Source organism: Actinomadura rubrisoli (genome assembly GCF_004349215.1).
In the GTDB taxonomy this organism is placed as follows: domain Bacteria; phylum Actinomycetota; class Actinomycetes; order Streptosporangiales; family Streptosporangiaceae; genus Spirillospora; species Spirillospora rubrisoli.
Map to the genome: position 1 here is coordinate 1 of NZ_SMKU01000046.1, position 23,349 is coordinate 23,349.

Sequence of the window (23,349 nt, forward strand, 5' to 3'; positions counted from 1 at the left end):
CCGGCAGCGGGTAGCAACGGCTCAAGCTGCGCCCACGCCCGATCAGTCAACTCACCACCACGCACCACAGACGATCATCCAACCGGACCAGCACCCGCAACACGATCATTTATCAGACACCGCCTAGATCGGCGGTCACGTGCCTGTCCCCGTCATGCGGCTCCTTCAACGATTGGAACGATCGTCCATCACCTCCTCTTCGCCGTGACCGCGCATCGCTTTCCCGGATGCCTGTTCGTTCCTCCCAGCCGAGCGGGGCTGCGAACAGCCGTTGGCACTGCGAATGATCTTGTGGCGGGTGGCACTGTGCCCGGGGCGCGTGAGCGCTCGTCGAGCCTGCTACGCACCAACGGATCCATACGCCGGCTGGTTGCCGAAATACGACCACGTCGGAGTCGGAAGGCAGGACCGGCGAGCTTGGCGAGGGGGCCGGGCAGGAACTCGCCGACGGCGATGAGCTCGGCATCGGCAGATCGGGGGTCAGAGGCCAGGTCGACCAGCTCTTCTGCCACGGCTGGGCCAGGGCGCCCCGTTGCCAGTCCAGGAGCTGACCGACGAATTCGTGGAACTGCGCGGCCCTCAGAATGCGGACGGGCAGCAGGCCGGTGCACCTGCTTGGCGGCGATGAAACCGGCGGTGGCCTTGTCGGTGCCATGATGGATGCGACGACGACCTGGCCGATTCCAGCCTCCTGGACGGCCTCGGGTCGCCGCGCGGAAGGCATCCGCCGCAGCCAAGGCCACTCGGTCCGCCTCACCGCCCCGCTCGCGCTCCACCGCGCCGCGCTGCAGCAGAACACCGCCGGACCGGCCGCGCGCAAAGCGCACCGCGTGCACGCCACCCGCATCACCGCAATGGGACTGAATGCCGGGCGACACCGTGACCAGGCGCTCGGCGGTGGTGCGCTCAGCGTCCGCGATGTGATGCCGTGTCGATGATCTCGTCGAGGACGGCGCGGGAGTTGGCCAGCTCGGTCATCATGCGGTCGATCCGGTCCCGTTCGGCGGTGAGCTCGCCGACGAGCCGGGGCGTGGCGATCTCGGAGGGGGCGCCGTCCGAGTCCCGCATGCACGGCAGCAGCTGCGCGATCTTCTTGCTGTGCAGCCCTGCGGCGAACAGTTCCTGGATGCGGATGACCCGGTCGACGGCACGTTCGGGATAGTCGCGCTGGCCGCCGGGGGTGCGGTCGGCCGCGAGCAGGCCCTGCTGCTCGTAGTAGCGAAGCGACCGCCGGCTCACTCCGGTGCGCCGCACGAGTTCACCGATCCGCATGTCGCTGCCTCCCCAGCAGGTCCGGCGGTTGAACTTGACACTAATGTCAGGTCCTACCTTACCGACATGACGAACGCACGGACACCTCGCAACGAGATCTTCGACTACAGTCCGATCACCGAACGCCCCCCGATCGTCTGGCCGGGCGGTGCTCGCGTCGCCGCCTACATAGGGCTCAACGTCGAGCACTACCTGATCGATCGCCCGTCCACGAGCATCTGGCCCGGAACGGCGGACCTGGTCCCCGACCCGCTCAACTACGGCTGGCGCGACTACGGGCCCCGGGTCGGCATCTGGCGCATGATCCAGAGCATGGACCGGCACAGCGTGCGGGCCAGCGTACTGCTCAACTCCGCCGCGGCCGAGCACTATCCGCAGATCATCGAGGCGGGCCGGGACCGGGACTGGGCGTGGCTCGCGCACGGCCAGACCAATTCGATCCTGCATGCCGGCCTGGACCGGGACGAGGAGCGCCGCGTTCTCACCGAGATCGTCGACACCATCGCCGCCGCCACCGGCCGGCGGCCGAGCGGCTGGATGGGGCCCGGGATGACCGAGACGTTCAACACCCCGCAGTTGCTCGCCGAGCTCGGGCTGAGCTACGTGCTGGACTGGACCAACGACGATCAGCCCTACCCGCTGAACACGCCCGACGTCATCAGCGTCCCCTACTCGGCAGAGGTCAACGACAACATGCTGTTCGGAGCCAAGGGCCTGACCGGGCCGGAGTTCGTCCAGGTCGTCAAGGATCAGTACGAGCAGCTACGCGCCGACTCCGAGCACAGCGGGCGGGTACTGGCCCTGGCGCTGCACCCGTTCGTGACCGGCCAGGCGTTCCGGGCCAAGTACTTCGACCAGGTCCTGGAGTACCTCACGGCGCAGCCCGACATCTGGCTGACCACCAGCGACGAGATCGCTGAACACTACCGGAGCACGCTCAACGATCAAGCCTGAAGACGGCGGGCGCGAAGCCACTGCCCCCCTCTGGCACGTCCCGCTGGCCTCGGTCCTCTCAACCTGGCGGATGTCCGGTGTGAGGTCGAGGCACACCTGGCCGCGTTCCTCGGCTCCAAGGCCCGCGCCGTCGCCGAGCACCGGCTGCCCGGCGAGATCGTCGAGGAGGCGAAACGGTTCCTCGGCGCCGACCGCATCCGGCTGATTCTGGTGGCCACCGGTGTCCGCACGACGGAGAGGAGATGATCCGCGTCCGCTTCCGACAGGCCCTGCCGCCCCCTGGAGCATGCCTGCCTGCCCGCCGCCGTGGCCGACGTCTTGCACGTGCGCGGGGAGCAACTGCCGTGGAACCCACCACGACACCCGTCATCGACCTCCCTCTCCCCGTCCGCCAGCATCCCCAGGCCGAGCAGATCGAGGCGCACACCCGTGACTGGCCGACGACCGGTACGCCGAGATCAACCCCTACGCCTTGGACGAGTAGCCCCGTCCAGGCACCCGCGGCCCCGCGCCCGCTGCTAGCGGTCACTGAAGTCTGGAGGCAGGCGGAAGCCCGATCAGCAGACCGGCCGGACCCGAGAAGACATCGCGGCGGCCCCGCGAGCTCTCGGCCACGGTTCGCCGAGCGGCCCCGGGCACGGCACGCCCGGAAACAGGAGCGGACGGCGGGCCCGGGAGGTGAGCGCGACCTACTACGCAAATCGCGAGCCGTAATTGTCTTATTACTACAAGTAGCCAACCTGGGAATGGAGTTTCCCATGCGCAGCATCCTGACCACCGGCGCGCGCTACCCCTGGCGGCGTTCACCTTCGGCTGTGCCACGGCCAACGCGGCCACCCCTCGGCCGCGTCACCCCCGCCCCGGCCGACGTGCAGGGCTGGGCGCTGCCTCGACAACGTACGCCCGCCCGCGGTTAGTGAGGTTGCACAGGGATCCGGCGGCGGAGCCCGCGCAAAAACCCGTTGGCGGACGGCGGCAACCACTGCTACCTTTCCGGAGGCCGTGCCAGAGAACGAGGAGGTGGTACCCGTGAACACAGTATCGACATGGGTGCTTCCCTCTGGGGTCACGGTCGGGCGATAGGTCGTCCGGGAGCGCCGTTCAAGAGCACTCCCGAAAGGTACGACCATGCGATTTACCTCCGAGCAGCGCCTCGATGACGGCGTCCTCGAACGCGAATTCACTCTCGGCGAGATCCCCGGCATCCTGTGGACACCCGAGTCCGCCTCCGCACCGGCGCCGCTGATCCTGATCGGCCACCCCGGCGGGTTGCGCAAGATGTATCCCCGGCTGGTGGCCCGGGCCCGGCACTCCGCGGCGGACGGCTTCGCCGCGGCCACCATCGAGCTCCCCGGGAGCGGTGACCGGCCCCGTTCCGCCGCCGCCGAGCAGGCCCGCGCCGACCTGCAGCGGGCGCTGAAGGTCGGCGGGCCCGTTGACGAGGAGATCGTCGACCGGCTCGTCCTCCCGCTGGTCGAAAAGGCGGTACCGGAATGGCGGGCCACCTTGGACGCCCTGCTATCGCTGCCCGAGATCGGCGGCCCGGTCGGGTACTCGGGGGGAGTGATCGCCATCGGGGTCCGGCTGGCGGTGGTCGAGCCGCGCATCTCGGCCGCTGTTCTGTTCGCCGGGAGTTTCGTGCCTCGCGCCCTGTTCGAGGAGGCCCGCCAGATCACCATTCCGCTGCACGTCCTGCTGCAGTGGGACGACGAAGGGAACGACCGGCAGGCGGCCCTGGACCTGTTCGACGCCTTCGGTTCCAAGGAGAAGACGCTGCACGCCAATCTGGGCGGGCACACCGGCGTCCCGCAGTTCGCCGGGGAGGCCGCGGGCCGGTTCTTCACCCGGCATCTGAGCTAGCCGCCGACCACCCTCCGCCGTCAGACCAGCAGCAGGCGGTAGGCGGTGCCGACTAGGACGCCGCTCATCAAGGACGGGTCCCAGCCCTCCTCGATGGCGGTGGCCGGCAGATACACAACCGCCCCGATCGCGTCGGTACCGGCCGGTCGGGGCGGCGCTCGGCCACCGGCGCCTCCATCATCTGGGCCCACGCCGTCACGCACCTCGCCGATCGCTGGGCAGGCGACCGACTCGACCACGAACCGGCACAACATCGGGATTGAGGAACACAGGAACAGCGGTTATCGCTGAGATTGACCTTGTGTGGGGCCGTCACCGAAGAACTCGTGCTCATTCCCGCCGCGTTCGACCCCATCCTCCGGGTCTGGCCGCCTGACCGGCCGCCCAGGCGACGATGCTCTGGTGTGGTCCGCCCAGCCGTCGCTGGTGCCGGGGATGCCCGTCATACATCAGGCATTCACTTAGGTCTCCCTGCCTATAGCCGCCCGTCATGTGGTCGAGTGGGCTGTGGTGCGGGAAGCGGGAGGGCCAGGCCCGTCTTGACGGTGTCGAAGACGACCAGGGTCTCGTAACGCTTGATGTTGTCGTCGGCCTTGAACAGGCGGTCGCCGAGCTGGCTGCAATCGCGCATGCTTCGTGCGGCCAGGACGACGACGTAGTCCCACGGCCCCGCGACCCGATAGCACTGCTGGACCTGCGGGTCCGAGCGCGTCCGTTCGGCGAAGGCGCGGTGGTGCTCGAACGATTCCTGGTCGAGGGTCACCAGGACCGCGGCCAGGACGGTGGGGCCGAAGCGGTGCGGGTCGAGGACGGCGACCTGCCTGGTGATGAGGCCGTCCTTTCGGTAGCGGGCGATCCGTCGCTGGACGGCGCTCGGTGAGAGCCCGACCTGTTCGCCGAGGTTGTGCAGGGTGCGTCCGGCGTCGTGCTGGAGCAGGTCCAAGAGCTGCACGTCGATTTCGTCCAGGCGCGGCGGCGGCGATTCAGGCATGCAAGATTATTGCGTCGCGGCGGGAGAACTCTCAATCGCTTCGATCGGGAGTTCGAATAGCGTCAGCCGGGTCCGGAAGCCCCCGAGGAGAGGCGACGCGTATGGACCTGGACGTGGCGCGGATCGAGAAGGCCGTACAGGTGATCGACCCGGTGTTTCTCAACACCCCGCAGTACCTCGACGAGCAGCTGTGCCGGGCGCTGGGCGGCCGCGCGGTGACGGTGAAGGTGGAGACGGCCAATCCGGTGCGCAGTTTCAAGGGCCGGGGCGCCGATCTGATGCTGAGCACGCTCGCCCCGGGCACGCCGGTGGTGTGCGCCAGTTCGGGCAACTTCGGGCAGGCCGTCGCCTATGCGGGGCGGGCCCGCGGGATGCCGGTCGAGGTGTTCGTGCCCGAGACGGTCAATCCCGCCAAGCGGGAGCGGATGGAGACCTTCGGTGCCCGGGTCATCGCGGCCGGGACGGAAGGCACGTCGGCGCGAGAGGCCGCGGCCGCCCACGCCGAACGCCATCCTGGCCGCGTCTACCTGCAGGACGGTCTGCAGGCGGTGATCGCCGAGGGCGCCGGGACGATCGGAGTCGAGTTGACCCGCGGCGCTTCGGGCGGTGCGGGCTTTGACGCCGTCGTGCTGCCGGTCGGCGACGGCGCGCTGATCAATGGTGTGGGGTGCTGGATGAAGGAGCACGCCCCCGGTATCCGGATCGTGGGGGTCAACGCCGAAGGCGCCCCCTCGATGTGGGAAAGCTTGCACGCTGGCCGCGCGGTCTGCATCGAACGCACTCGCACCTTCGCCGATGGGATCGCGGTGCGCAGTCCGCTGGAGGCTTCGGTACGACGGGCCCGCACCCTGGTGGACGAGATCGTCCTGGTGAGCGACGAGGCCATCGCCGCCGCTATGGAGCTGGCGGCGCGCACGCTCGGGATCGTCTTGGAGCCGGCGGGGGCGGCGGGCCTGGCGGCGATCACTGAGGGCGCGGTCCTCGGCGATCGATTGGCGACGGTGCTGACCGGCGCCAATCCGCGTCCTGAACAGGTCCGGGAACTGGCGGCCCGGCTGACACGGCCCGCCCGGAACGCGCCAGCCCCGTCAGGCACCCGAACCCTGGGGACATCGGGCCCCGCAGAACGTACACCTTTCTAAGTAAGGAGAAGGCATGAGTGAGGTCACTGCCATGGAGCGGTCGCCGGAACCGGACTGGCCGGCGATGACGGACGAGGAGTTGCTCGCCTACCGCGAGGCGGAGAACCGCTTCCGGGCGTCCAGTGCGGCGCGTGCGCTCTCGGGGATGCCGATTCCGGCGCCACGATCGATTGGCAGCAGGTGGTGCTGCCCGACCGCGAGATCCCGGTCCGGGTGTATCGGCCGGCCGCCGCGCGCGACGGCGACGGCACCGACCGGGCCGAGCTGCCACTCGTGCTCCACGTGCACGGAGGCAGTTTCGTGGGCACGGCGGTGCAGTGCGACTGGGCCAACAGCCATCTCGCCGCCCACCTGCCCGCACTCGTCGTCTCGGTCGAGCACCGCCTCCTCGCCCCGGAGACCTCGCGGTCGGATGCCGTCGACGACGACTGGGACGTGCTCCAGCACGTGGTGCAGCACGCCTCGCAGTGGGGCATCGACCCGGCGCGCACGGCCGTGTTCGGCGAGCGCTGCGGCGCGTTGATCAGTGCCCTGGCGGCGATTCGGGCCAGAGAGGCCGGCCTGATACTCAAGGCGCAGGTGCTGGTCAACCCTGCAGTCGATGTGACCGAGACGATGTTCGGCTACGCCTCGATCGCCGAGTACGGGTACAGCCCGACCCGAGCCGTGCCCCAACTGCGCTTGTTCCAGCGGCTCTCCGTTCCACCGAGAACCGACGCTCGTGCGCTCTCGCCGCTGTACGCGGACAACCTGAGCGGGCTGGCCCCGGCTCTGGTGGTGGTGCCGACCCAGGACGCGGTGGCCGATCACGGCCGCCGCTACGCCGAGCGACTGCAGGCGGCCGGGACACCGGCACGGATCACCGAGTACCCCGGAGCGAGGCACGCGTTCCTCACCCTGCCGGGCGTGGAACCGCAGGCCGAGGCCGCGCGGGCGAAGATCCTCGGGTTCCTCCGAATCTCTCCCTCGCCACCTGACCGGAAGGGAGAAGGCGCTTTGATGACGAAGACACGCCATGAGCGATGGGCAATCGGCGCGATGCTCGCGGGTCTTGGGCTCACCGTCACGGTCCTCCCGTACGTCGACCGTGCCACCGGCCATCTGCTGGCCGGCCACATCCGGGCCGGCTATCCCACCTACACCCAGACGCAAGTCGACTCGGCCGTCACCACCTACCTGGTCCTGCTGTCGGTCAGCGGAGCGCTCGGCGCCATCGCCTGGCTCTGGACGATATAGACCGTCAAGGCGGCAAGCGTGGGCTCGCCCGGCCACGACCATGATGTTCGTGCTCGGCGCAAGCGTCGGGTTGACCGGGCTGCTCACCAGGGACACCTCCGGCGAGACCGGGCTGCCGCCGGCGCTGGGGTGGGCCGGGATGGTTTCCTGCCTGGCAGCACTCCTGGCGGTCGCGTTCCTGTGGAGGCGACCGCAGGTTTCGGGCGGGGCTGAGGGCGCCGCAGTGCCCTCGACCCGGTTCTCCATGGACCCAGACTCGACGCCACGGACCCCGCACCGACATGGTTCACGACCACCACACACGATGGAGCGAGAAGCAGTGAAGCGCATCGGCATCATCGGAGTGGGCGAGATCGGCCGGGCCATCGTGACGGGCCTGTGCGGCGGGGCCGACAAGTCGCCAGAGACGTTCCTCTGCCCTCGGGGAGCCCGCACGGCCGCGGAGCTGTCCGAGCGCTATGAGGGCGTCCGGGTGTGCGCCGATAATCAGGAGGTGGTGGACCGTTCCGAGGTAGTGATCATCGCCGTCCGCCGCCTGGACCGGCACGAGGCACTGGCCGGGCTGAAGATGGACGGCGACAAGGTAGTGATCAACGTGATGTCGGGTGTCGGCAACGACGACCTGCGCCAGACACTCGCCACCGACGCCGCGTTGGTACGGGCCATCCCCCTGCCCGCCGTGCGCGAACGCCGCTCGGTCACGGTGACGTACCCGTCGCACCCGACGGTGGATTCCCTGTTCGAGCGCCTGGGCGGGGCGCTCCCGGTCGCCGATGAGGCGGCCTTCAACGTCTTCTCCGCGCTGACGGGAACGCTGACGACCCACTACTCCTACCTCGCCGCGCTCACCTCATGGGCCATCGGCCATGGCCTCGCCCCCGACGACGCCGACGGCTACGTGCGCAGCCTCTTCCAGGGCGTCGGCCGGGCCCTGAGCGACCAGACCCGCTCCCTGCACCAACTCGCGGCCGACCACGAGACCCCGAAGGGGAACAACGAACGCATCCGCACCACCTGGTTCGACTCAGCCAACTCCGAAGCCCTCAACAAGGCCCTCGACGAACTACTCACCGACCTAGATGAGGGATGACGGAACAGCGGTCAACGGCAACTGCACCTCTCGTCTCTCGCAAACGATCATTTGACGACAGACGGCCGACGCATCCGGGTGATCTAGGACGTTTCTTGTGGATCATCCACCCGCGACCCGGCCGCACGAATGACGGGCTTGCAGGGCGATGCGCGACATCAGGGCATGGGCGCTGTCATCGCCGGTCAGAAGCGGACGGGCGCCCGCGGATTCCGTCCAGGATGTAAGTGGTGCGGCGGTCGTAGGCGTCCCGGGGAGGCCGTTCGCCGTGCTTGAGGGCGAGGGCGTTGTCGACGACGAGTGCGTGCAGGTCGCCCGCCGTGAACTCCGGCCGCAGAGCACCGGAGGCCCTCGCCGCTGCGATGAGTTCGTCGTTGGCCTCGCTCCCGGCCCGGCAGATCTCCATGAGCTGCTGCGAGTGCGGATATGTCCGCAGCAGGACGTCGTTGACGGCGGGCTGGCGGTACTGCAGGTCGCGGAGCGCGGTGAGGTAGTAGGCGATCCGCTCGCCGATGTCGTCGATGGTCCGCGTGTGATCGATGACGGCGAACAGCTCCGTCGCGACGACCTCTTCGATGACGGCCTCGATGAGACCGATCCGACCGCCGAACCGGTTGAAGATCGTGGCCTTGCTCACCCCTGCCGCCTTGGCGACCTCCTCCAGCGGGACCGTCAGGCCCCGTCCCTGGAAGGCGCCGATCGCGGCAGAGCGGATCTGCTCGGAGTTGCGCCTGGCGTCGGCGCGCAGCCGGGATTGTGAAGGCACCGCGCCGGCCAAGGCCCTCACCATCTCTCGCTGTCGCTCCGCGCCATAACTTGACTCCCTTGGTCAGCTTACCTATGGTCTCCGCAGGACGGAAACTGACCATCGTAGTCAACTTATGATCCGCCCCATCTCCAAGACCGACACCGAAGAGGCCAAGAAGATGATCGTTGTCACCGGCGCTACCGGCGGGCTGGGCGGCACCACCGTCGAGCACCTCCTCAAGCGCATACCCGCCGACCAGATCGGCGTCAGCGTCCGCGATACCGCCAAAGCGCAGCACTTCGCCGACCGCGGCGTGCGCGTGCGGCAGGGCTCCTACGAGGATCCGGCCGCGCTGCGCGACTCCTTCACCGGTGCCGACCAGGTCCTTCTGGTATCCGGCAATGACCCGGCCGCCGACATGGTCGGCCTGCACCGGAGTGCCATCGACGCAGCCGTCGCGGCCGGCACCCGGCGGATCCTCTACACGAGCCAGCAGGGCGCCGTCCCCGGCAACCCGTACCGGCCGTCGGACATCCACATCGCCACCGAGGCGATCCTCGGCGACTCCGGAGTTGCCTGGACCGCACTGCGCAACGGCGCCTACGGCCCACTCGACCAGGTGCTCGGCCCGTGGCAGCGGACCGGCGAGATCGCTCAGCCCGAAGACGGCCCCGTCCCCTACACCGACCGCGCTGACATAGCCGAGGCCACTGCGGTCATCCTCACCGGTGCCCGCTCCTTCGACGGTTGCGTCACCCTCACCGCGCCGACCGCCGTCACTTTCGACGATTTCGCCAAGATCGCCACTGGCATCACCGGTCGCACCATCAAGCGCATCGTCCTGGGCGACGAACAGTGGGTCGCCGAACAGATCGTGGTCGGCGTCCCGGAGCAGATGGCCCGACTGATGCTCACCTGGTACCAGGCCGCCCGCGCCGGCTATTTCGCCGATTCCGACCCCTTGCTGGCCGAACTCCTCGACCGCGAGCCCCGCACCGTCGCCGACCGGCTCGCAGCCCTCACCGACACCTGAGGCTTCTTCTCGATCACTTGATCGACGACGTACGAGAACCGATGGTCTCCTCCACCTCTGGAACGGCACCCAACCCGATGCCGAACCCACGTGGCCGCCGGCGCACCCCGAACCGCTGCTGCTCGCCATCCGGTGCGGCGACGACCGTCCGCTACCTGACACCCTCGCCTACACCCCGTCCGCGAACCGGCGCCACATGGAGCACCACGCCAAGTTCCACACCGAGCGTCGTCACAGGGCTTAGTGGTTAGTACGCAGGGCTCCTTGGGTCTCATCGCAGCTTGCCGGGTGGAGGCCTGGGTGCATGAGATCCGCCGTCAGCTTCGAGAGGTTTCAGAAGCGTCCTGAGTGTCGGCCTGGGGCGCGGGCTGGTGTGCGTGCAGGGCGAGGATGGCGTGGGCGACCTGCAGGGCCGTCTGGGCGGGCAGCCGGGTGGGCAGCCGATCCAGGAGGACGCCGTCATGTTCGGCGCGGATGGCCGCGGACTCGTCGATCCTGACGGTAGGGAGGGTGCCGGTGTCGTCGACGGCGGGCAGCCGGGCGGCGGGAGGGGCGGCGGCCTCGGCCGTCTCGGCGCGCTGTTGGGCGAGGGCGGCGCGTTCGCGCTGGGTGTCGGCCGCGTCGCGAGCGGCGTCGCGGTCGCGGATGAGGGCGGCGGTCTCGGCGCGGCGGGCGGCGCGCTCGGCGGCCAGTTCGGTGCGGGCCGCGTCGGCGGCCTCGCGGGCGGTTCGCGCGGTGGTCTCGGCGGCGGCCAGCCGGCGGCGGACGGTGGCGGCGTCCCGTTCGGCGTGCTCGGCGCGTTCGGCGGACGCACGGGCCCGGGTGTCGGCTGCGGTGGCCTGCTCGGCGAGGGCCTCGCGGCGGGTGCGCTCGTGCTCCAGCAGTGTCCGCACCCGCGTGAGCTCGTCCTGGTCGCGCCGCAGGCGCTGTTCGGCGTCGGCGAGTTCGGCGCGGGCGGTGTCGCGTTCGGCGCGCGCCTCGGCGCGGCCCTCGGCGGCCGACCGTGTTTCCTTCTCGGCCTGGCGGCGGGCCAGTTCGTGGGTGGTGGCCAGTTCCTCGGCGAGTTGGGCGCGGGTGTCGGCCGCCGCGGCGGCGGCCTGGGCCTGGTCGCGTTCGCGTTCGGCGGCGGCGCGGGCGCCGACCGCGGCCTCCTCGCGGCGCTCGGCCTGCTCTCGCGCGGCCTCGGCTTCGGTGGCCGCGGCGCGAGCGTCGGCGGCCTGGCGTTCCAGTTCGGCGTTGCGGGCGGTGACGGCGTCCACGACCTCGGTGAGGCGGTCGGCGCCTTCCCGTTCCAGCGCGGTGAGGTCTTTCAGGACGGCCAGGTGCTGGTCGAGCCGGTCGGCGAACGCGGCGCGTTCGGCGGCGGCGCGTTCGGCGAAGGCGCGCAGCCCGGCCAGCGGTTCGGCGGTGGCCGCGGCGGTGGCGGTCTTGCGTGCGGCGTCGGCCAGCGCCTTGCAGTTCTGCCCGTCCGGCCCTTCGCCGACCTGGTGGTAGCGCTGCGGGCGCCCGCCCCGGCGGGGGTTGCGGGGCGGCGGCAGGGGCTGCTGGCACCACTCGCATCGGGCCCGCGGCTTGCGCGCTGCGCCGGTCCCGGTTTCCGGGTTCGGGGATGGGGCTGTGGCGGTTTCCCCTACCTCGTCTTCGATCATGAGATGACTCTATCGGCCTGCGCGAAACGTGTAACTGGTTTCGCGGTTTTGCGCGCGTGAAAATTGAGTACATGACAATCGCCGTTATGATGTAGTCGCGATGATCGCCGACGGAGGGGTGTGGCGTGTCTGATTGCGGGCGGGACGAGGAGGGCGGCGCATCGGAGCCGTCCGAAGTGCAGGTCTCGGTGGTCGCCGGGGATGGCACGGCGTCCGGTGCGCGGGGCTCCGCCCTAGCGGTGGAGAGCTTCCTCATTGATGACTCCGCCGCCCTCGGGGGTGTCGGGCAGGCGCCTGCCGCGCCGCCGAGCAGGCCGCCTTCGCCGGCCATCGCGGGCGCTGCTGTACCTGGCCGCGGCGTCGTTGCCGCCGCGTCCACGGTGGTGCTGCGCGGGCCGGCACCGGCCCGTACCCCGCATCAGCTGGCCGACCTGCTGGCGCGGGCCGCGGGCGGCGCCGGGCTGCCGGCGCCGGTCCTGCGGGAGTTGGGGAGCGCGACCGGGACCTGGCTGCAGGGCGAACGCCGGTCCTCGCCCGCCACCCAGGCCGGTTACATCCGTGAGGTGGCCTGGTGGCTCACCTGGGTCATCGCGCGCGCGTTGAACCCGGTCGACACCAGCCACATCGAGGCCGACCTGTACGCGGCGGCGCTGCGCGCGCAGGGTCTGAAGAACGCCACCCGGGCACGGCGGCTCTCGGCGGTCAGCTCCTGGTACGCCTACCTGAACCGCACCGGGCTGGCCACCCGCAACCCCTTCGGACCGGGCATGGACCGGCCACGGGTCAGTCAGTACTCCACCACCCGCGGCATCTCCGCCGACGACATGGAGCGGATGCTGGCCTACGCCCAGGTACACGAGACCCCGCGAACCACCGCGCTGCTGACCCTGATGTTCTCCACCGGCTGCCGGGTCGGCTCGGTCACCGACACCACCGTGGGCAGCCTGGGGCACGACTCCGGCCACCGCACCATCGACCTGCCCGTCAAGGGCGGCACCGCCAAACGGTTCGTCCTGCCGCCTCTGGCCGCCGACGCCATCGACGCCTACCTGAAGCAGCGGCAGGAACAAGGCGTGTCCCTGTCCGGCGGGGCCCCGCTCTTCGCCACCCGCACCGGGCGGCCCGTCGACCAGCCCTACGTCTTCCGGCTGGTGCGACGCATCGCCGCGGCGGCAGGAGTCCAGGGAGCCGATCGGCTGTCACCCCACAGCGCCCGCCACGGGGTGGCCACCGTCCTGCTCGGCGGCCACCCGCTGCACGTGGTCCAGGACTTCCTCGGCCACGCCAACCCCGCCACCACCCGCCGCTACGACGAGGACCGCGAAAGCCTGCACCGCTCCCCCGCCTACGACCTCGGCCAGACCCTCAGCGCCGGCGTCGCCCGGCATCGCCGCCGCTACGAGAGCGAACCAGACCCCGGATGAGGACGTAACGGCAGCGTCCGCTGGGCGGCATGGTGCACTGAGCCGCGACGCTCATGCCCGGTCTGCGGCAAGGAGGCCGCTTGGGGTCATGCCGGAACACTGCGATACACGACCAGGTGTCGCAATCGCGGGCTGCAACGTCCATCGGCTGTCGGTAGCCGAGGTGCGGGGACGAAGGACAGCCTGTTGGACATGGTCGAAAAGAGGGTGGGCAAGGTCTACGTCGTCGGCGTCGGCATGACGAAGTTCGAGAAGCCCGGACGCCGGGAGGGCTGGGACTACCCGGCGATGGCCAAGGAGGCCGGCACCAACGCGCTGGACGACGCCGGGATCGCGTTCGAGGACGTCGAGCAGGCCCACGTCGGGTTCATGTTCGGCGAATCCACCTCCGGCCAGCGCGCGGTCTACGAGCTCGGCATGACCGGGATCCCGATCACGAACGTGAACAACAACTGCGCCACCGGGTCGACCGCGCTCTACCTGGCGGCGAACGCGATCCGCGGCGGCCTGGCCGACTGCACGCTCGCGCTGGGCTTTGAGAAGATGCGGCCCGGTTCGCTGAGCGCGGCGTACAAGGACCGCGAGTGGCCTCTGCAGAAGCACGTCCAGGCGCTGGCCGAGATGCGTGAGATCTCCTCTCCGCCCGCCCCGTGGATGTACGGTGTCGCCGGGCTGGAGCACAACGACAGGTACGGCTCCACGCCGGAGCACTTCGCGAAGGTCGCCGAGAAGAACCATCGGCACTCGGCGAACAACCCGTACGCGCAGTTCCGGGACGTCTACACGGTCGACGACATCAAGAACGCCAAGATGGTCTACGCCGAAGCGGGCCTGACCAGGCTGATGTGCTCGCCGACGTCCGACGGCTCCGGCGCCGCGGTGCTCGCCAGCGCGCGGTTCGTCGAGGACAACGACCTCGGTGACCGCGCGATCGAGATCGTCGGCCAGGCGATGGTCACCGACATGCGCTCGACCTTCGACACCGGCAGCGCGATCAACCTGGTCGGCACGGACATGAGCCGGAAGGCGGCGGAGAAGGTCTACGCCCGGTCCGGGCTCACCCCGGGAGACGTCGACGTGATCGAGCTGCACGACTGCTTCGCCCCGAACGAGCTGTTCACCTACGAGGCTCTCGGCCTGGCCAACGAGGGCGAGGCGCACAAGCTGATCGACGACAACGACACCACCTACGGCGGCCGCTGGGTGGTGAACCCGTCCGGCGGCCTCATCTCCAAGGGCCATCCCCTCGGCGCCACCGGCCTCGCCCAGTGCGCCGAGCTCACGTGGCAGCTGCGCGGCGAGGCCGGCGCCCGCCAGGTGGACGGCGCGGCCGTCGCCCTCCAGCACAACATCGGGCTCGGCGGCGCCGTCGTCGTGACCGCCTACCGGCCCGCCAACCGCCGGGGCGCGCTGTGATCCCGCCGGCGTTCGGAGACACCGAAGGCCAGCCGGTCGCCTGCTACGACGCCACGGCCGTGCCCCATTCCGCGTCGCGGATGCGCGAGGTGCCCTCCCTGATGGCGGACACCCTGGAAGAGATCCGGCGTGACTGCTTCGAGGCGCGGGCCGGGGACCCCGGAACGATCGTCGCGGTCCTGGTCACGCCCGTCCGGAGCGACGCGGACTACGGGCTGGTGTTCGTGGCCGCCGACGGGCCGCTCGGTGGATGTGGTGAGGCGAGCATGTTCGCCGCGATGCTCGTTCTCGGGTCTCGGCCTGAGGTGAGGCTTGAGACGGGCGCGGGCTTGATCACCGCTCGGCCTTCAGGTGAGGCCGGCATCGCGCTCACCATGCCTCCGGGGTCCCCCCGGATCGACGCCGCCGACGTCCGCTGCGAAGGCAGGCGGCTCCGGGTCCGTACCGTGGCGGCCGGGGGCAACGTCTTCGCCGCGGTCTCCGCGGCCGAGCTGGCGTTGGAGATCTCCGCCGCGGAGGCGCACGTCCTCATCGAGCGCGGCTCGGCTCTCCTCAGCGCCCTCCGCGCGGCCGCGCCGGGCCCGGCGCGGCCGAACATGCTCCTGCTCACCACGCCGGTGAGCTCCGCGCGCACGACGAGCGCGGTGATCTGGGGCGACGCGATCATGAACATGGGACCGTGCGGCACCGGCACGTGTGCGCGCTACATCCTGGCGGTCGAGGACGGCGACGTGGTCCCGGGCAGCCGCCTGGCGCACGTGAGCCCGTTCGACAACGCCTTCACGGCGAGCTCCGTCGACCTCGGCTCACCGGATGGACCGATCCAGATCGAGATCTCGGGCCGGGTGACCGTGACCGGATGAGGCGTCAGGGCGTCCGCCGGACGGGTTCGTCCGCTGAAGCCGACCGCAGGCCCAGCAGGGTCGCGATCTTGAGGCCGAGATGAAAGGCCAGCCGGTCCCCGCCGTTCGACAGCCGGGCACCCGTCAGCTCCTCGATGCGCTGGAGCCGGTAGTAGAGGGTGGTCCGGTGGACGAACAGCTGCTCGGCGGTCGCCGGGCCGTCGCCCGCGTTCTCAAGGTACGCCTCAAGCGTGTCGATCAGTTGCTTGCCCTTGGCGCCCGAGCTCAGGAGGTCGAGGAGCCCCCGCGGCACGCTGGAGGCGCTCAGCTCCTCCTCCGGGATCCGGGCGAGCACGCCGTACACGCCGAGCTGGTCGGCTCGCACGATCGTGCCCAGGCCGTCGACGAGGCGGGCGACCCGCGCCGCCCTTTCGGCATCGCGATGGGAGCGGCAGGCGTCCGCGAGATCGTCGACGACATCGCCGACCCCGATCAACGGGGCCGTGCCCGGCAGGTCGCGGACCAGGTCGGCGAGCAGGTCCTGGCAGAGGCCGTCCCGTGCGCGGCCGCCGATCAGCGGATCCCTGTCCGAGAGCACCAGGAGCCCGTGGTCGCGCCGGGCCAGGCCCAGGTGCCGCCGTTCGCTGAGTCTGCGACCGGTGCCGTCGAGCCGGGCCTCCAGCGCACCGCGCTCCTCGTCCGACATCGCTCTGCGGCCGGCGTGCAGGGAGACGACGAGGACGAACAGGGGCTCGTTCGGCACGAAGAGCTCGGCCTCCAGCAACTTCTCAGCCGCCGCGCGCCGCGCCGATGCCTCGGAGGCGAAGATCAGCTCGGTCGTCAGCTCCCTGGCCTGGGCCCGGTGCAGCTCACCGGCCAGCTGCTCGCGCTGCATGACCACCGCGAGGCTGTCGGCCGCGCCGAGTGCGGTGGCGAGCTCGACGTCGGAGAGGCCGGTCTCGCCTTCCAGGATCCACAGGAACCCGACCAGCTGCCCGTTCCGGCGGATCGGAAGGCACAAGCGCTGCTCGGTCCCGCCGATGCCCTCATTGAGCGGGGGACGCAAGGGCCCGCGAGCGTTGAACGCGCCGGCGGAGCGGAGCCACGCGGCCACCTCGGCGGGCAGGTCCTTTCGCAGGATCGTCCGCTGCCGGAGCAGGTCGATCGGTTCGTAGACGTGCGAGGAGAACGCGATCTGGTGCATCGTCGGGTCGTCGACGGACACGTTGCGCTTCAGGCTGTGGCCGAGAGCGTCGACCAGACGCTGGAGTTCGGACCCCATGGTCACCATGCTATCCGTGCCGCCTGGCGTCGAAGCTGGCACCAAGCTCCCCTCCGGCCGCCTCACGGGCCCGCTCAAGCCCCGGATCGGCCCTCGCCCCAGCCCGCGAGGTGGTCGGGGACGGGCATGTCCGCCGGCACGTAGTCGTCGGGCACCGGGGAACCGGCGACGACCCGGAGCGGGAGCTGACCTGCCCAGACCGGCCGTGACCGGTCGGCATCCGCGTCGTTGGCGTCGCCGGTGCGCACCTTTGCCGACGCCTCGGTGATCGGGACCGAGACGAGGAGCACCGATCGCAGCTCGGCGTCGGTGAGCGGACGAAGGAACGGCAGCCGGCCCGGCGCCCACTTGTCGATGAGCGCATGCATCCGGGGCCGCACCTCGTCCGGATCCTGGACGGCTCGTCCCTCCCCCATGACGACAGCGGACCGGTAGTTGACCGAGTTCTGGAGGACGCTGCGTCCCAGGACGAGCGAGTCGATCACCGTGGCCTCGACGCACACCGGGGCCCCCGCCGCGACCCTCGTCATCATGCGGTTCTTCCGCGCGCCATGGATCAGCAGCTCGTCACCGATCCTGACGTGCAAGGTCGGTAGGACGACCGGATTCCCGTCCTCGACGAAGGCCACGTGGCACAGCAGCGCATCGTCGAAGATCGAACGAATGAGATCCAGCTCATACGACCCGCGCGCGGGACGTCGCCGGACCTTGACCCGCTCACTGACCGGGGCGCTTCTCTGGGGCTTCGACGATCGTTCGGTCATGGAGTAGATACTTCCGGACCTGGGGTCGCGGCTCTAACGACGAGCGTCGGAAACTTCGGTGCGCCTCCTCGACACGCGACGCAGGCGCTCTAGGTCGGCGCCTCCTCGGGGCCCGATCGCCGGCGTAGCGCGATCGGGCCGGTCGGGACCGCGGAGCAGGCCAGCACCGCCCGCGAACCCGGCGGAAGGGCCGGGTCGACGAGGTAGGAGACTTCGCCCTGCACCAGGTCGAGCGCGCAAGTGCCGCAGGCGCCGGACCGGCAGGAGAAGGGCACCGGCACACCGTGTTGCTCGGCCAGCTCAAGGAGCGTTCCATCGGCGTCCGTCCAGGTCGCCGTCGTGCCTTCGGGAAGGTAGGTGACCGGGTGCGGGCCCGGGCTCGGCGCGGGTCGTCGGGTGGGCGGGTCGGTCGTCGGCGAGTGGAACGGGTCGGCGTGGATGCGGTTCGCGTCGACCCCGGCCGCCCGGAGGGCCCGGGTCACTGTGTCCACGAAGTCGGCCGAGCCGCAGACCAGTGCCTGTGCGTCGGCATGGCGGTCGCCGGGCAGGACGTCGATGACGTCGCGCGGGGTGGGACGTCGCGCGGGCGCGCTCGCCGGCCGGGTCTCGAAGAGCGTGGCCGTCCCGCCGGACCGTCGAACGTGTTCGACGACCTCGGGCCACAGCACCGCGCTCTTCTTTGCGGCGTCGACGTGCAGCACCGAGACCGGGCGGCGGTCGGCGGCCGCCGCCAGCTGCTGCAGCACCGCCGCCACGGGGGTGATGCCGACACCGGCGCTGATCAGGTACAGCGGCCGCTGCTCCCGGGAGAGCAACGGGGCTCCGAAGGGACCCGAGACGAGCAAGCGATCACCGCTGAGCAGCGACGCGAGGCGCTTCGACACCTCCCCGCGCAGCCGCACCGTGATCCGAAACCGGTCGTCCCGCCGGCCGGAGACGCTGTAGGCGCGCCAGGTCAGCCCGCCGTTCGCGGTGGGCAGGTGAACCCGGACGTGCTGGCCGGCCATCAGCGGTTGCCGGTAGGGGTCGCGGAGCCACAGGCTGACCGTCCGGGAGTCCTCGCGCGCCATCTCGACGACCTCGGCCTCCCGCGGCCAGGTCCGCGTCACCTCGCGGCGTTTCCGCAGCCCGTCGATGAGCCGGGCGGGTTCGGGCCGGCCGCCCACGACCGCCGTCGCGCCGACGCGGAGCCGGGCGGGTTCGATCAGGCGCGCGTACACGCCCAGGTGCGGGTAGCCGACGGCCCGGGCGAGCATGGAGGGGACCTCGACGTCCCGTTCCCCGGTGCTCGGGTTCGCGGACGTCGCGCGGCAGCGCTGGATGGGCCGGATCACCTCGACCTCGCAGTCGCCGAGCCGGATCCGCCGCCCCACCCAGGACAGCTCGGCGAACGCGGCCAGGCCGTCGAGATGGACGTTGGCGCGGAACCGCCGGGTGTCGAGCGCGCGGCCGGTGATTCGCTCCAGCGCACGCACCGAGGCCAGATTGAGCAGGGACAGCTCGGCGTCCGAGCAGTCCCACAGGCCCGACGCGGCGGCGTGGACGAGGCGCAGCCCGGGTTCCCCGAACCACCGGCGCAGGACGGCCTCCTGGTCTTCCGGCGGCTGGTCCGAACGCACCGGCGGCCCGTCCGGGTGGGCGCGGTGGCGGAGCTCGACCGCGCCGGGCCCGAGCATCGCCACCGTGACCTGCGTCATGTCCGGATCGCGCGCCACCTGCTTGAAGGCCGATCGCGGCCGCCATGTCGTCCGGGACGGCACGGGCTGGTCGCCGCGCGCGATCGCGAGTGAGCGGTCGTGCAGCGCGCCCGTGCCGGCCAGGACGTCGACCTCACCGACCGGCACGCCCACGGCGCCTTTGACCGGGTACACCCACAACGCGTCGATGAGTCCGGTCGACGCTTCCGCGGACACCAATGCCCGGGATCTCTGTGCGGTCATCGGGTCAAGGCCGGCCGAGCCGGTCGCGATAGACCGGCGTGCGCTTCTCACGGAGCGCGGCGACGGCTTCCTTGGCGTCGGGCTCGGCGGCGAGGCGCCCGGTCATCCGCTGCTCGAACTCGTAGCCGGCCTTCAGGTCCATGAACTCGACGGTGTTCATCGCCTCCTTGGCATGGCGCAGCGCGGCCAGGCTGTGCCGCGTCATCTTCCCGGTCAGGCCGAGCGCCGTTTCGAGCACTTCGTCGTCCGGGACGACCCGCAGCACGGACCCGAACCCGACGAGATCGGAGGCGGGCCACGGGTCGGCCGTGAAGTACATCGCGCGCACGATCGGCTGCGGGATCAGCCGGGCGAGGTGGGCGGCCCCACCCATCACGCCGACGCTCACCTCGGGCGTCCCGAAACGAGCGCTCTCACCGGCCACGACCACATCGCAGCTCGCGGCGATGGCCAGGCCGGTGCCGAGCGCCGCGCCCCGGACCGCGCCGACCACCGGGACCGGGCAGTCGTAGATCGACGCGAACGCGTCCCGGACCAGCCGCATGCGTCCCGCGGCGTTGGCCTCGGTCAGCGTGAGGAACTCCTCAAGCTCGTTCCCGCCGCAGAAGTGCTTGACGGCGCTGGTGAGCACGACCGCCTTCGCCCCGGGCAGTACTTCGTCGAACCGGCCGAAAAGGTCGCGGATCTCCTCGTACATGCTCAGGTTGACCGCGTTGACCGGTGGCTTGTTCATCGCCACGACGGTGGTCGCGCCGTGGTCCCGGACGGACAGGTACTGGTAGGTCATGCGTTCCTCTGCGGTCTTGATCATGTGGTCGGGCAGACGGGCAGCACGACGTGCGAGGGGTGCGACGCGTCCCGGTGGACGGTCTGGGTCGCCGCGATCGGGTCTCCCGGCGCGCCGCCCAGGTTGGTGTTCCGGTCGAACCGCGGGAAGTCGGCGGAGCTGATGTCGACGCGGATCCGATGGCCGGCCTTGAACCTGTTCGCGGTGACCCACATGTCGATCTCCAGCGGGTAGATCTCACCGGGCACGAGGGGTTCGGCGCCGCGATCGAGGTCGCGGTACCTCGTCCGCAGCACGCCGTTCTGGAGCTGGACGGCCCGTCCGTCCGGGCGGACATCGCTCAGCCGCACGGCGAAGTCGGTGTCCACCGCGGACGAGCTCGCGTAGAGGACCATCCGGAGTTCGCCCACGACGTCGACGTCGTGCTCCAAGGGCTCCGTGGTGTAGACGAGGACGTCGCTGCGCTGCTGGACCGCGCTGACGTCCACGCTTCCGGGCGGATAGACCCAGGAGACGATGCTGCCGCCCACGGTCGGGGTCGGGTCGAGCGGGTCGTAGACGTACTGGTCCGCGGCCTGCTCCTCCTGCGGGGCCGCGGCGCTCAGCGTCCCGTCGGCGCCCAGGTAGTACGGCGTGTCCTCGGCTTCAGGAAGCGGCCAGTCGTCCGCGCTGCGCCACTCGTTGGCGCTCATGAGGTAGTAGATGACGCGGGGCCAGTCGTCGAACGAGCCGTCCCGGACGGTCTGGTACCAGCGCAGCGTGAAGTCGACGTTGGACCAGTGGTTGTGCTGCAGCTCCGGGTGCTCCCCCATGCCTTCCTTGTATCCGGGCAGGTTGTGCGCGGACGGGGTGATGATGATCCGGGCCTGGGAGCGCAGCGGTTCGGGCGCGTGCTCGCGCAGGAGCTCCCAGGTGCCCAGCGCGTCGTTGAGGAACCAGTCGTACCAGCCGGTGCGCAGCAGCGGGATCGTCTGGAAGCCGGCGACCTGCCGGGCGGGGTCGACGGCGGGCAGCGTGTGCCGGTCGATCGAGATGCCCTGGCCGAAGAGGGGCCCGATCTGCTCGGCGTCGAGCATGGTGACGTGGGCCGACCCTGTGACGCCCCGGATGAAGTCGGCCCGTTCCGCGCACGTCAGCGAGCAGTAGTGCGCCCACAGCCATGCCTGCGCCTCGACCGGGGGCAGGCCCTTGAGCGCGGGGAACGTCTCCGCCAGGTCCGCCAGCAACGGGCTGACGAACGGCTCGTTGAACAGGCCCGTCGACAAGGTCTCGTCCAGGATCATGTGTTCGAGCTGCCAGAACGGTACTTCCGTCTTGTCCTCGCCGTGGCCGATCGTGCGCGCAAGGGCGTTGACGACCATGTGGTATGACACCGTCTTGACGCCGACTCCGATACCGCTGACCTCCGGAAGGATCGTGGTCATCTTCGGGTGTGTCGCCATCGGCCACTGCACCTGACCGACGTACGAGCCGCCGACGGAACCGATGAACCCGTCGCACCAGTCCTGGCCGCTGACCCATTCGACGAAGTCGTAGCCGTCCTGGGGCTCGAACATGTAGAAGTCGTGGTCCTCGGGTTCACTGTCACCGGTGCCGCGGAGGTCCTGCACCGCCACGACGTAGCCCCGGCGCACGAACGAGAGGAAGACCGCCACCAGCCGGTCGGAGTCGCGGCCGTAGGGAGTGCGCACCGCGATCACCGGCGCGGGCGGCTCCGGGGGCAGGTACAGATCGGTGGCGAGACGGACGCCGTCCCGCATCGTCACGAACACCGTCTCGATCGTGATGTCGGCCGCGGCGTACGCGGCCGGCGTGCGCGGCTCCCTGCTCATCAGGACGTGCTGGAGGTCGTCTGGCACGGTCATCTGGTCGGCCTTCCCATCACTTCACGGAGAACGCGCAACACGTTCTCGCCGAGCACCTTGCGAATGTCCGGCTCCTCGAACCCGCGGCGCACCATCACCTCGGTGATCTTCGGCAGGTCCGAGGGGCGGGAGATCTCGGCCGGCAGGTACGAGCGGCCGTAGGCCGCAGGAGCCCATCCGCCGATCCATCCGCCGAGCACGTTCTGGTAGTAGTCGTCGATGAAGTCCGGTCCCAGACCCACGTGGTCGATGCCGGCCACGTCGATGACGCGTTCGATGTGGTCGACGACGCGATCGGCCGACGGAGCGGCCGGGTCGATGAAGAACGGAATGGCGGCGGCGACCCCGATGACCCCGCCGAGCTCGGCGATGGCCTTGATCTGCTCATCGCCGAGGTTGCGGTGGACGTCGGTGATGCCCAGGCACGCCGAGTGCGTGGCCAGGAACGGGCGCGTCGCCAGGGACAGCACGTCCTCGACGCCGGCGATCCCGAGATGGCTGATGTCGAAGACGATGCCCAGCTCGTCCATCTCGCGGAGCGCGGTGATGCCCTCCGGGGTCAGGCGGCCGCGCGAGGTCGTGTCCAGGCCGCTGCCGTCTGCCAGGAAGGTGCGGCCGAAGTGCGCCATGGAGACCACCCGGACCCCCACCCGCGCCATGGTGCGCACCAGCGCGGGGTCCTGCCCGACGGCATGGGCGCCCTCAAGGGCGATGATCAGGGCGATGCGCCCGGACGCGGTGGCGGCGTCGACGTCGGCGCCGGTCAGGCACACCGCCACGTCCTCGCCGTGTTCGGCGGCCAGCTCATGGATCCGTTCGACCAGCAGCAGCGTCCGGCGCAGGGCCCCTTCGGACTGGAACTGCTCTTCGACGCAGATGGGCAGCACCTGCACGTCGACGCCCCCGGCACGCAGCTCCGGCAGCCAGAACTGGGCGAAATGGTCAGGTTGTTCCCGCCGGTCGAAGTGGTCCACCAGCAGGATCAGGTCGTTGTGCGTGTCGACCACGACAGCGTCACCGTGCAGTCGATGCGGATCGGTCATTCGTGCCGGCT

At 70.4% G+C, this 23,349-nt stretch carries 20 protein-coding genes; 10 read left to right on the forward strand and 10 right to left on the reverse strand.

Features of this window, described 5'->3' with window-relative positions:
* Window positions 1–605 precede the first annotated feature (605 nt).
* Complete coding sequence (locus tag E1298_RS48015; protein WP_165975431.1) at window positions 606–938, forward strand: hypothetical protein; 333 nt, start codon at window positions 606–608, stop codon at window positions 936–938.
* Here the strand turns inward: E1298_RS48015 and E1298_RS12115 are convergent.
* Window positions 907–1,272: a MerR family transcriptional regulator gene (locus E1298_RS12115; protein ID WP_131892429.1), complete on the reverse strand. Its 366-nt coding sequence runs from the start codon at window positions 1,270–1,272 to the stop codon at window positions 907–909. The two genes, E1298_RS48015 and E1298_RS12115, sit on opposite strands and share 32 nt — an antisense overlap.
* 66 nt (window positions 1,273–1,338) lie before the next feature.
* Between E1298_RS12115 and E1298_RS12120 the strand changes: the two genes are divergently transcribed.
* Together E1298_RS12120 and E1298_RS12125 are read left to right on the forward strand one after the other, a co-directional pair.
* Entirely contained in the window at window positions 1,339–2,226 is an 888-nt protein-coding gene (locus tag E1298_RS12120; RefSeq protein ID WP_131892431.1) for a polysaccharide deacetylase family protein, read from the forward strand.
* 1,128 nt (window positions 2,227–3,354) lie between these two features.
* Entirely contained in the window at window positions 3,355–4,086 is a 732-nt protein-coding gene (locus tag E1298_RS12125) for a dienelactone hydrolase family protein (RefSeq protein ID WP_131892433.1), read from the forward strand.
* Between the two features lie 475 nt (window positions 4,087–4,561).
* On the opposite strand, the gene E1298_RS12130 is transcribed toward E1298_RS12125, so the two are convergent.
* Window positions 4,562–5,077, reverse strand: a complete 516-nt coding sequence (locus tag E1298_RS12130) for an Lrp/AsnC family transcriptional regulator (protein WP_131892435.1) — start codon at window positions 5,075–5,077, stop codon at window positions 4,562–4,564.
* Between the two features lie 101 nt (window positions 5,078–5,178).
* On the opposite strand from E1298_RS12130, the gene E1298_RS12135 reads away from it, so the two are divergent.
* From E1298_RS12135 to E1298_RS12145, 3 genes are all read left to right on the forward strand, one after another.
* Window positions 5,179–6,219 (forward strand): threonine ammonia-lyase, encoded by a 1,041-nt coding sequence (locus E1298_RS12135; protein WP_131892437.1) that lies wholly within the window; start codon window positions 5,179–5,181, stop codon window positions 6,217–6,219.
* Window positions 6,220–6,399: 180 nt separating this feature from the next.
* Window positions 6,400–7,455 carry an alpha/beta hydrolase gene (locus E1298_RS12140; RefSeq protein WP_243725535.1) on the forward strand — a complete coding sequence of 352 codons (1,056 nt, stop codon included), beginning with the start codon at window positions 6,400–6,402 and terminating at the stop codon, window positions 7,453–7,455.
* Between the two features lie 319 nt (window positions 7,456–7,774).
* Window positions 7,775–8,545, forward strand: a complete 771-nt coding sequence (locus tag E1298_RS12145; RefSeq protein WP_243725536.1) for an NAD(P)-binding domain-containing protein — start codon at window positions 7,775–7,777, stop codon at window positions 8,543–8,545.
* 175 nt (window positions 8,546–8,720) lie between these two features.
* On the opposite strand, the gene E1298_RS12150 is transcribed toward E1298_RS12145, so the two are convergent.
* A complete protein-coding gene (locus E1298_RS12150) occupies window positions 8,721–9,323 on the reverse strand; it encodes a TetR/AcrR family transcriptional regulator (protein WP_243725537.1) in 603 nt (200 codons plus the stop codon).
* A gap of 148 nt (window positions 9,324–9,471) precedes the next feature.
* On the opposite strand from E1298_RS12150, the gene E1298_RS12155 reads away from it, so the two are divergent.
* Complete coding sequence (locus E1298_RS12155; protein ID WP_131892488.1) at window positions 9,472–10,326, forward strand: NmrA family NAD(P)-binding protein; 855 nt, start codon at window positions 9,472–9,474, stop codon at window positions 10,324–10,326.
* A 317-nt stretch (window positions 10,327–10,643) separates the two neighbouring features.
* Here the strand turns inward: E1298_RS12155 and E1298_RS12160 are convergent, their stop codons facing one another.
* Window positions 10,644–11,975, reverse strand: a complete 1,332-nt coding sequence (locus tag E1298_RS12160; RefSeq protein WP_131892443.1) for a coiled-coil domain-containing protein — start codon at window positions 11,973–11,975, stop codon at window positions 10,644–10,646.
* A 125-nt stretch (window positions 11,976–12,100) separates the two neighbouring features.
* Between E1298_RS12160 and E1298_RS12165 the strand changes: the two genes are divergently transcribed.
* From E1298_RS12165 to E1298_RS12175, 3 genes are all read left to right on the forward strand, one after another.
* Window positions 12,101–13,399, forward strand: coding sequence for a tyrosine-type recombinase/integrase (locus E1298_RS12165; RefSeq protein ID WP_131892445.1), 1,299 nt, complete (start codon window positions 12,101–12,103; stop codon window positions 13,397–13,399).
* A gap of 192 nt (window positions 13,400–13,591) precedes the next feature.
* A complete protein-coding gene (locus tag E1298_RS12170) occupies window positions 13,592–14,815 on the forward strand; it encodes a lipid-transfer protein (protein ID WP_131892447.1) in 1,224 nt (407 codons plus the stop codon).
* Window positions 14,812–15,678: a proline racemase family protein gene (locus tag E1298_RS12175; RefSeq protein ID WP_165975432.1), complete on the forward strand. Its 867-nt coding sequence runs from the start codon at window positions 14,812–14,814 to the stop codon at window positions 15,676–15,678. The genes E1298_RS12170 and E1298_RS12175 overlap by 4 nt, the downstream gene beginning before the upstream one ends.
* A gap of 4 nt (window positions 15,679–15,682) precedes the next feature.
* Here the strand turns inward: E1298_RS12175 and E1298_RS12180 are convergent, their stop codons facing one another.
* The 6 genes from E1298_RS12180 to E1298_RS12205 form a co-directional block, all read right to left on the reverse strand.
* Window positions 15,683–16,939, reverse strand: a complete 1,257-nt coding sequence (locus E1298_RS12180; RefSeq protein ID WP_131892451.1) for a PucR family transcriptional regulator — start codon at window positions 16,937–16,939, stop codon at window positions 15,683–15,685.
* A gap of 74 nt (window positions 16,940–17,013) precedes the next feature.
* A complete protein-coding gene (locus E1298_RS12185) occupies window positions 17,014–17,703 on the reverse strand; it encodes a pyridoxamine 5'-phosphate oxidase family protein (protein ID WP_131892453.1) in 690 nt (229 codons plus the stop codon).
* Between the two features lie 89 nt (window positions 17,704–17,792).
* Window positions 17,793–19,616, reverse strand: a complete 1,824-nt coding sequence (locus E1298_RS12190) for an MOSC domain-containing protein (RefSeq protein ID WP_165975433.1) — start codon at window positions 19,614–19,616, stop codon at window positions 17,793–17,795.
* A gap of 31 nt (window positions 19,617–19,647) precedes the next feature.
* Window positions 19,648–20,454: an enoyl-CoA hydratase-related protein gene (locus E1298_RS12195; RefSeq protein WP_207944578.1), complete on the reverse strand. Its 807-nt coding sequence runs from the start codon at window positions 20,452–20,454 to the stop codon at window positions 19,648–19,650.
* A complete protein-coding gene (locus E1298_RS12200) occupies window positions 20,451–22,295 on the reverse strand; it encodes a CocE/NonD family hydrolase (protein ID WP_131892457.1) in 1,845 nt (614 codons plus the stop codon). The genes E1298_RS12195 and E1298_RS12200 overlap by 4 nt, the downstream gene beginning before the upstream one ends.
* The gene (locus E1298_RS12205) at window positions 22,292–23,338 is read right to left on the reverse strand and encodes a dipeptidase (RefSeq protein ID WP_131892459.1); all 1,047 of its coding nucleotides are present in this window, start codon (window positions 23,336–23,338) and stop codon (window positions 22,292–22,294) included. Before E1298_RS12205 ends, E1298_RS12200 begins: the two co-directional genes overlap by 4 nt.
* Window positions 23,339–23,349: the final 11 nt, after the last annotated feature.

Bases quoted from the DNA above. Each gene is read 5' to 3' on its own strand.
- E1298_RS12180 (WP_131892451.1), bottom strand. From the start codon at position 16,939: ATGGGGTCCGAACTCCAGCGTCTGGTCGACGCTCTCGGCCACAGCCTG.
- E1298_RS12195 (WP_207944578.1), bottom strand. From the start codon at position 20,454: ATGATCAAGACCGCAGAGGAACGCATGACCTACCAGTACCTGTCCGTC.
- E1298_RS12205 (WP_131892459.1), bottom strand. From the start codon at position 23,338: ATGACCGATCCGCATCGACTGCACGGTGACGCTGTCGTGGTCGACACG.
- E1298_RS12160 (WP_131892443.1), bottom strand. From the start codon at position 11,975: ATGATCGAAGACGAGGTAGGGGAAACCGCCACAGCCCCATCCCCGAAC.
- E1298_RS12115 (WP_131892429.1), bottom strand. From the start codon at position 1,272: ATGCGGATCGGTGAACTCGTGCGGCGCACCGGAGTGAGCCGGCGGTCG.
- E1298_RS12155 (WP_131892488.1), top strand. From the start codon at position 9,472: ATGATCGTTGTCACCGGCGCTACCGGCGGGCTGGGCGGCACCACCGTC.
- E1298_RS12130 (WP_131892435.1), bottom strand. From the start codon at position 5,077: ATGCCTGAATCGCCGCCGCCGCGCCTGGACGAAATCGACGTGCAGCTC.
- E1298_RS12185 (WP_131892453.1), bottom strand. From the start codon at position 17,703: ATGACCGAACGATCGTCGAAGCCCCAGAGAAGCGCCCCGGTCAGTGAG.
- E1298_RS12200 (WP_131892457.1), bottom strand. From the start codon at position 22,295: ATGACCGTGCCAGACGACCTCCAGCACGTCCTGATGAGCAGGGAGCCG.
- E1298_RS12135 (WP_131892437.1), top strand. From the start codon at position 5,179: ATGGACCTGGACGTGGCGCGGATCGAGAAGGCCGTACAGGTGATCGAC.
- E1298_RS12125 (WP_131892433.1), top strand. From the start codon at position 3,355: ATGCGATTTACCTCCGAGCAGCGCCTCGATGACGGCGTCCTCGAACGC.
- E1298_RS12170 (WP_131892447.1), top strand. From the start codon at position 13,592: ATGGTCGAAAAGAGGGTGGGCAAGGTCTACGTCGTCGGCGTCGGCATG.
- E1298_RS12120 (WP_131892431.1), top strand. From the start codon at position 1,339: ATGACGAACGCACGGACACCTCGCAACGAGATCTTCGACTACAGTCCG.